Annotated in this window: 6 protein-coding genes; all 6 read left to right on the top strand. The window is 25.1% G+C overall.

What is annotated here, in order from left to right; genetic code table 11:
- The first annotated feature begins 59 nt into the window (after positions 1-59).
- Complete coding sequence (locus Q4A58_RS02215; RefSeq protein WP_303116219.1) at positions 60-1901, top strand: replication initiator protein A; 1842 nt, start codon at positions 60-62, stop codon at positions 1899-1901.
- 237 nt (positions 1902-2138) lie between these two features.
- Entirely contained in the window at positions 2139-2354 is a 216-nt protein-coding gene (locus Q4A58_RS02210) for an RNA-binding S4 domain-containing protein (protein ID WP_303116216.1), read from the top strand.
- A 14-nt stretch (positions 2355-2368) separates the two neighbouring features.
- On the top strand, positions 2369-3472 hold the full coding sequence (locus tag Q4A58_RS02205; RefSeq protein ID WP_303116215.1) for a DNA replication/repair protein RecF: 1104 nt from the start codon (positions 2369-2371) through the stop codon (positions 3470-3472).
- A complete protein-coding gene (locus Q4A58_RS02200; RefSeq protein ID WP_303116212.1) occupies positions 3459-3725 on the top strand; it encodes a hypothetical protein in 267 nt (88 codons plus the stop codon). Before Q4A58_RS02205 ends, Q4A58_RS02200 begins: the two co-directional genes overlap by 14 nt.
- Before the next feature lie 22 nt (positions 3726-3747).
- Positions 3748-5652: a DNA topoisomerase (ATP-hydrolyzing) subunit B gene (gene gyrB / locus Q4A58_RS02195; protein WP_303116211.1), complete on the top strand. Its 1905-nt coding sequence runs from the start codon at positions 3748-3750 to the stop codon at positions 5650-5652.
- Positions 5653-5702: 50 nt separating this feature from the next.
- Positions 5703-8147 carry a DNA gyrase subunit A gene (gene gyrA, locus Q4A58_RS02190; RefSeq protein ID WP_303116210.1) on the top strand — a complete coding sequence of 815 codons (2445 nt, stop codon included), beginning with the start codon at positions 5703-5705 and terminating at the stop codon, positions 8145-8147.
- The last annotated feature ends 2 nt before the right edge of the window (positions 8148-8149 follow it).

The following is an 8149-nucleotide window of genomic DNA, read 5'->3' as shown; positions in this document are numbered from 1 at the left end:
AATATATACATTAACTGTGATAAAATTTTTTATATTTATTTTTAACTAGGGGGATAAAATTGAAAAAAAAATCTGTAGATATTTTAGATGAAAATTTAGAAAAAAGTAAGAAAAAAAATAAAAATTCAATAGAAATTGATAATTTTGAAGTATCAAAAACAGGCTCTCTTGCTGATGATATTTTAGATTTCAATAGAGTTAAAAATGTAGAAATAGAAGAAAATGAATTGCCTGAAATAGAATTACAAGAAATTTTAATAAGAGATACAGGAAATTACTTAAATTTAAAAGAAAATTATATAAATATCCCTGTTGAAATGATTGTTTTTCCTTTTTTTACTCCTCAAAAACAAAATAAAAGAGTAAATTTTAAATATAACTTTCAAGATTTAGGCGTTATTATGCATAGTACACTTATCTCTAAAGATAAAAATGATAAAGTATTTCAGCCTTCCATTTTTGAAGAAAAAATATATATGTTTTTAATATCAATGTATTTGGATAGAAAAGATAAAAGCGAAGAAGAAACAGTAATAGAGTTTGAAATTTCAGATTTTATAGTGAATTTTTTAGGAAATAAAATGAATAGAACTTATTACTCCAAAGTTGAGCAAGCTCTTAAAAATTTAAAAAATACTCAATATCAATTTGAAATTTCGAATCATACAAAATTTGGAGAAAATAAATTTGAAGATAAAGAATTTAAACTTTTAACATATCAAAAATTAAAAATAGGGAAAAAAATATTCTATAAAGTTTATTTAGATAAAAATATAGTAAATAAAATAAAATCTAAAAGATATATAAAATATAATACTAAAAATTTATTAGAAATAATGACTAGAGATCCGATAGCTTCAAGAATATATAAATATATTAGTAAAATAAGATATAGGGCTGCAGGAGGAGATATAAATGTCAGAACTATTGCGGCTATAATTCCATTAAAAATAGAACAATCAACTTTTAGAGAAACAAAGTCAGGTGTAAAAGTATATATATTAAGTAGGATGAAACCAGTTCTTACAAGAATTTTAAAAGCCTTTGATGTTTTAGTTGAAATGAATTATATAAAATACTATGAAGAAAGATTTGTAAGAGAAGAAGATACTTATTATATTTCTTATGTTTTTAATAAGGAGAGAGATGGAGATTGTCATACATCAGAATTTATTAATAAATCAAAAGAAAAAAGTGTTTATAAAGAAAATTTAGATGGAAATGAAGAAATTATAGATTTAGATGAAGAGGTTAATTATAATGACAAAATAGAAGATTTAATAGAGAGGGTTAAAGAAAATCCTAAAATTTATTCTAAATGGAATAAAAGAGCTGATAATAAAATAGAAGATATTTTAAAAAAAGATGGAGAAAGTGTTCTAAGAAGAGTTTTATGCATATTGATAGATTTAGATAAAGATATAAGTTCAACATTAGTTAAAGATATAAATAGTATTTTAAAAACAATAAAAAAAGCTAAGAAAAAAGGAAATCCTAATTTAAGTTTATTTGAAAATGTTAGTAAAGGAAAAGGTTTAAAAGATAAGGCACAAATAAATCAAGCTAGAAAAAGATACATAGATAAATTTGGAGGAACAAATATTATAAAAGAAAATAGTATAGATAGTTATACGGTTAAAAATAAAATGAAATCTAAATTTACTTATGAATTAGAAAATAAAGTAACTAATAAAATTGAAAATGAAAAAGAAATAAGAGAAATTCTAAAAGATTTTGATGAATTAACTAGAATTGAAATAGAAGAAAAAGCTTTAGAAATTATGATAAAAAATAGTAAAACAACAAAAGAATTTATGAAAGAACTGAAAAAAACTTCAGAAGAAGTTTATTATAAAATGATATCTAACGATATAAAAAATATAATTAAAGAAAATTATTAAAAATAAGAAGCTATTATAAGTTATATTTTTTAAAGTTTTGCTAAGTGGTCTAAATATTTTTAAGAAATATAGTTTAGATAAAAATATCTAGAAATTGTTATAAAGATATAGTAGCAAAACTCATAAAATTTTTAAAATGTAGTAGCTTTTTATTTTTATTTATTACAAAAATAAAAGAAAAGTTTTTAAAATTATGCTATACTATAAAATAGGAATTTTTTGTTAGGAAGTGTTTTTATGAAAAAAATAGAGAAAATAAAAATATCAACAGAGTTTATAAAACTTGATCAATTTTTAAAATATGTAGGAATTTGTGTTAGTGGAACAGAAGCTAAAAATTTAATAATTAATTCTGAAATTAAAGTGAATGATGAATTTGAAATGAGAAGAGGAAGAAAGTTATATCCAGAGTATAAAGTAGAAGTTTTAAATAGAATATTTATTATAGAATAGATTGAGGTGAAGCATTGAAAATACTTAATATAAAATTTTATAATTTTAGAAATTTAAAAGATGCTTCTCTAAGTCTTTCAGAACAAATAAATGTTTTCTATGGAAAAAATGCACAAGGTAAAACTAGTATATTAGAAGCTATATATTTTAATTCAACAGGAATAAGCTTTAGAACTAATAAAACTACAGAAATGATAAAATATACTCAAAAAAGTTTAATCGTAAATTTAGAGTATGAAAATATTATTTCTAAGAGTAATCTTTCTGTTAAGTACGATAATGATATGGGTACAAAAAAAGAATTTTTTTTTAATAAAAAAAAGATAAATCAAACGGAGTTTTATGGGAAAATTAATATGATTGCTTATATTCCAGAGGACATTATACTAATTAATGGTTCACCTAAAAATAGAAGAGAATTTTTTGATATGGAATTGGCACAAATGGATAAAGAATATTTAGAAAATTTAAAGATCTATAATAGGCTTTTAAAAATAAAAAATAAATATTTAAAGGATAATTTGATAAAGAACCCAGAATTTGATATATATGAAGAAGAACTTATAAAATATGGTTCAAAAATAATAATTTCTAGGATGGAATATATAAAAAGCTTATCTATAATTTTAAATTTACTTTATAGAAAATTATTTAATTCAGAACAGGAATTAAGTATAAAATATGAAAATTCATTTTATAAATTAAATAAAATAGAAGTAGAGGAAATAGAATCTGAATTTAAAAAGGAAATAAGAGCAAAAAGAAATAGAGAAATAAAATATAAATTCTCTTTAGTAGGACCTCATAGGGATGATTTTAAATTTATTTTAAATGGATATGAAGCAAAAATAAATGCGTCACAAGGTGAAAAAAAATCAATAATTTTTGCATTAAAACTTTCAGAAATTGATATGATTAAAAAAAACAGAAAAGAAAATCCTGTTATTATTATTGATGATATAACTTCATATTTTGATGAAGATAGAAGATTATCTATACTTAAATATTTAGAAAAAAAAGAACTTCAAGTTTTTATAAGTTCAACAGATGATTTAAAAATAAAATCCCAAAATTTTTATGTAGATAGGGGGGAAATTTTTAAAGATGAAAATAATTAGTATAAAAGATATAATCGATGAAGAAATTAAAATAAATAATAATTTACAGTCTGCCATATTAAAGGTCAAAAAAAGTGAAATTTTTGGAAATTTGTCTGAAGATATAAAAATAGACTATATAAGGAAGAACTTACTTTATATAAGTGTTAACAATTCTGCACTTAAGCATTTTATGTATAATAAGAAAGATATTTTCTTAGATAAAATAAATTTAGAGTTTTTTATAAAAGATATTGAAATAAGAGTTAAATAAAATATTTTGTTTGGAGGAAGAAATGACTGATTATAAAGCACAAAATATAACAGTTTTAGAAGGTTTAGAAGCTGTTAGAAAGAGACCAGGAATGTATATAGGTACAACATCAGAGAGAGGACTACATCATCTAGTTTGGGAAATAGTTGATAACTCTGTAGATGAGGCTTTAGCAGGTTATTGTGATAAAATACAAATTAAAGTTCTTCCAGATAATATTATAGAAGTAATAGATAATGGAAGAGGAATTCCAACTGATATTCACCCTAAATATAATAAATCAGCTTTGGAGATAGTACTTACAGTTTTACATGCTGGAGGAAAATTTGAAAATGATAATTATACTGTTTCTGGAGGACTTCATGGAGTAGGAGTTTCTGTTGTTAATGCCTTATCTGAATGGTTGGAAGTAGAAGTAAAAAGAAATGGATTTGTATATTATCAAAAATACAATAGAGGGAAACCAGAGGAAGATGTAAAAATTATAGGGGAAACAGAAGAACATGGAACAACAGTTAGATTTAAAGCTGATGGTTCAATTTTTGAAACTTTAATATATAATTATTTTACTTTATCTAATAGATTAAAAGAATTAGCTTACCTAAACAGTGGTCTTACAATTATTTTAACAGATTTAAGAAAAACAGAAAAAAAAGAAGAAACATATAGTTATGATGGAGGAATCTTAGATTTTCTATCAGAAATAACAAAAGAAAGCCAAAAGATAATAGAAAAACCATTTTTTACAATGGCTAAACAGGATAATGTAGGAGTTGAAATTTCTTTCACTTACAATACTTCACAAAATGAAACAATCTATTCTTTTGTAAATAATATAAATACTCATGAAGGTGGAACACATGTTCAAGGATTTAGGACAGCTCTTACAAAGATTATAAATGATGTAGGAAAAGCACAAGGTTTAATAAAAGAAAAAGATGGAAAATTAATGGGAAATGATATAAGAGAAGGGCTTGTAGGAATAGTTTCTATAAAGATTCCTCAACCACAATTTGAAGGGCAGACAAAAGGTAAATTAGGAAATTCTGAAGTAGTAGGTATAGTTAATAGTGTAGTGTCTAATAATTTGAAAATATTTTTGGAAGATAATCCAAATATAACAAAGGTTGTTATTGAAAAAATACTAAATTCTAAGAAGGCAAGAGAAGCTGCTCAAAGAGCAAGAGAAGCTGTTTTAAGAAAATCTCCTTTAGAAATAGGTTCGCTTCCAGGAAAATTGGCTGACTGTTCTTCTAAAAAACCAGAGGAATGTGAACTTTTTATAGTTGAAGGAGATTCTGCTGGAGGTTCTGCAAAACAAGGAAGAGATAGATATAATCAGGCTATACTACCACTTAGAGGAAAAATAATTAATGTTGAAAAGGCAGGTTTACATAAATCTTTAGAAAGTTCAGAAATAAGAGCTATGATTACAGCCTTTGGAACAAATATAGGAGAAACTTTTGATATTTCTAAATTGAGATATGGAAAAATAATTCTTATGACAGATGCAGATGTGGACGGAGCGCATATAAGAACTCTTATTTTGACTTTTCTTTATAGATATATGATAGATTTAATTTATGCTGGAAATGTTTATATAGCTTGTCCTCCACTTTACAAAGTAAGTTCAGGAAAACAGATTATATATGCATATAATGATATGGAGCTAAAAAATATTCTAGAAAATATGAATATTGAAAATAAAAAATATAATATTCAAAGATACAAAGGATTAGGTGAAATGAATCCTGAACAACTATGGGAAACAACTATGGACCCTGACGTGAGATTACTTTTGAAAGTTTCAATAGATAATGCAAGAGAAGCAGATATTCTTTTTGATAAATTGATGGGAGATAAAGTTGAACCAAGAAGAGAGTTTATAGAAGAACATGCAGAATATGTTAAAAACATAGATATATAAATTTCAGAAAATTAAAAATTTAATTTTTCTGAAAAATTGGGAGGATTTAAATGTCTACAAATATAAGTAATAGATATATAGAGGAGGAATTAAAAGAATCTTATTTAGATTATTCTATGAGTGTAATCATAAGTCGTGCCTTACCAGATATAAGGGATGGACTAAAACCTGTTCATAGAAGAATACTTTTTGCTATGAATGAATTAGGTATGACAAATGATAAGCCATTTAAAAAATCAGCTAGAATAGTTGGAGAAGTTTTAGGAAAATATCACCCTCACGGAGATGCTCCAGTTTATGGAAGTATGGTTAGAATGGCTCAAGATTTCAATTACAGATATTTACTTGTTGAGGGTCATGGAAATTTTGGTTCCATAGATGGAGATTCTGCTGCAGCAATGAGATATACTGAAGCTAGAATGGCTAAAATAACAAATGAACTTTTAGATGATATAGACAAGGATACCATTGATTTCAGAAAAAACTTTGATGATTCTTTAGATGAACCAGTTGTTCTTCCAGCAAAATTACCTAATCTTCTTTTAAATGGAGCCACAGGAATAGCTGTTGGAATGGCAACAAATATTCCACCTCATAATTTAAATGAGCTAGTAGATGGTGTTTTAGCAATAATAGAAAATAAGGATATAGATGTCTTGGATTTAATAGACTATATAAAAGGTCCAGATTTTCCTACAGGTGGAATAATAGATGGAAGGACTGGAATAATAGAAGCTTATAAAACAGGTAGAGGAAAAATAAAAGTAAGAGGAAAAGTTAATATAGAAGAACAGAAAAATGGAAAATCAAATATAATTATAACTGAGATTCCATATCAACTAAATAAATCTTCTCTTATTGAAAAAATTGCAAGTTTGGCAAGAGAAAAAAAGATAACAGAGATCTCTGATTTAAGAGATGAATCTAATAGAGAAGGTATAAGAATATTAATTGAAATAAAAAAAGGCGAAGAACCAGAGCTTGTTTTAAATAAATTGTATAAGTATACAGAACTTCAATCTACTTTTGGAGTTATAATGTTGTCTTTAGTAAATAACATACCTAAAATTCTAAATTTAAAAGAAATGTTAGTTGAGTATATAAAACATAGATTTAATGTTATAACAAGAAGAACTAAATTTGATTTGGATAAGGCAGAAAAAAGAGCACATATTTTAAAAGGCTATCAAATAGCTTTAACTAATATAGATAGAATCATAGAACTAATAAGATCTTCTTCAGATGGAGCTGTAGCTAGAGAACAATTAATTGAAAAATATGGTTTTTCTGATATACAGGCGAGATCTATTTTAGATATGAAATTACAAAGACTTACTGGGTTAGAAAGAGAAAAAATAGATTTGGAATATCAAGAAATTGAAAAATTAATAGTTTTATTAAAAGAAATTCTTGAAGATGAAGCAAAAGTTTATGATATTATGAAAAAAGAATTAATTGAAATCAAGGAAAAATATGGAGATAAAAGAAGAACTACCATAGAAGAAGAAAGAATGGAAATTCTTCCAGAAGATTTAATAAAGGATGAAGAAATTATAATAACATATACTAATAAGGGATATGTAAAAAGAATAGAAGCTAGTAAATATAAAGCACAAAAACGAGGAGGGAAAGGAGTATCTGGACTAAATACTATAGAAGATGACTTTGCAGAAAAAATAATTCTTGCGTCAACTCTTGATACTATGATGATATTTACGGATAGAGGAAAGGTCTATAATATAAGGGCTTATGAAATTCCAGATCTATCTAAACAGTCTAGAGGAAGGCTCATAGGAAATATTATAAATATTTCTGAAGGAGAAAAAGTAAGGGATGTAATAACTATAAAAGAATTTGATCCTAAAAAAGAAATAGTTTTTATAACTAAAAATGGGCTTATAAAAAAGACATCTTTAGGAGAATTTAAAAACATAAATAGTTCTGGCTTAATATCCATAAAATTGAGAGATGATGATGATATAATATATGTTGGACTTATAGAGGATGTTGAAAAGGAAGAAATACTTATAGCAACAAGAAAAGGGTATTGTACTAGATTTTTAACAGATAGCATAAGAGAAACAGGAAGAAATACTATGGGGGTTAAGGCAATTACTTTAAGAGATGATGATGTAGTTGTTTCAGCTATGACAATAAAAAATCCAGAAACAGATATACTAACAATAACAGAAAATGGATACGGAAAAAGAACAAGACTGGATGAGTATCCTCAATATAATCGTGGAGGAAAAGGTCTAAAAAATATGAAATGCACTGAAAAAACAGGAAATATAGTCTCTGTTTTAGAAGTTTCTGATGATGAAGAGTTAATTTGTATAACTTCAAATGGAGTTGTCATAAGAATGTCTATGGATGGAATTTCTCGTTTTGGAAGAGTATCTCAAGGTGTAAGAATAATGAAAGTTGCAGAAGAAGAAAAAGTAGCTTCAATAACAAAAATAAAAAAAGAAGAAGAAGAAATTTCAGAGGAATAATT

This window comes from Fusobacterium sp. (genome assembly GCF_030528405.1).
Lineage (GTDB): Bacteria > Fusobacteriota > Fusobacteriia > Fusobacteriales > Fusobacteriaceae > Fusobacterium.
Note: the sequence above shows the minus strand (reverse complement) of the source record. Positions and strands in the feature narration are given on the sequence as shown.

Coding starts and splice junctions, on each gene's coding strand:
- Q4A58_RS02200 (WP_303116212.1), top strand. CDS start 3,459: ATGAAAATAATTAGTATAAAAGATATAATCGATGAAGAAATTAAAATA.
- gyrA (WP_303116210.1), top strand. CDS start 5,703: ATGTCTACAAATATAAGTAATAGATATATAGAGGAGGAATTAAAAGAA.
- gyrB (WP_303116211.1), top strand. CDS start 3,748: ATGACTGATTATAAAGCACAAAATATAACAGTTTTAGAAGGTTTAGAA.
- Q4A58_RS02210 (WP_303116216.1), top strand. CDS start 2,139: ATGAAAAAAATAGAGAAAATAAAAATATCAACAGAGTTTATAAAACTT.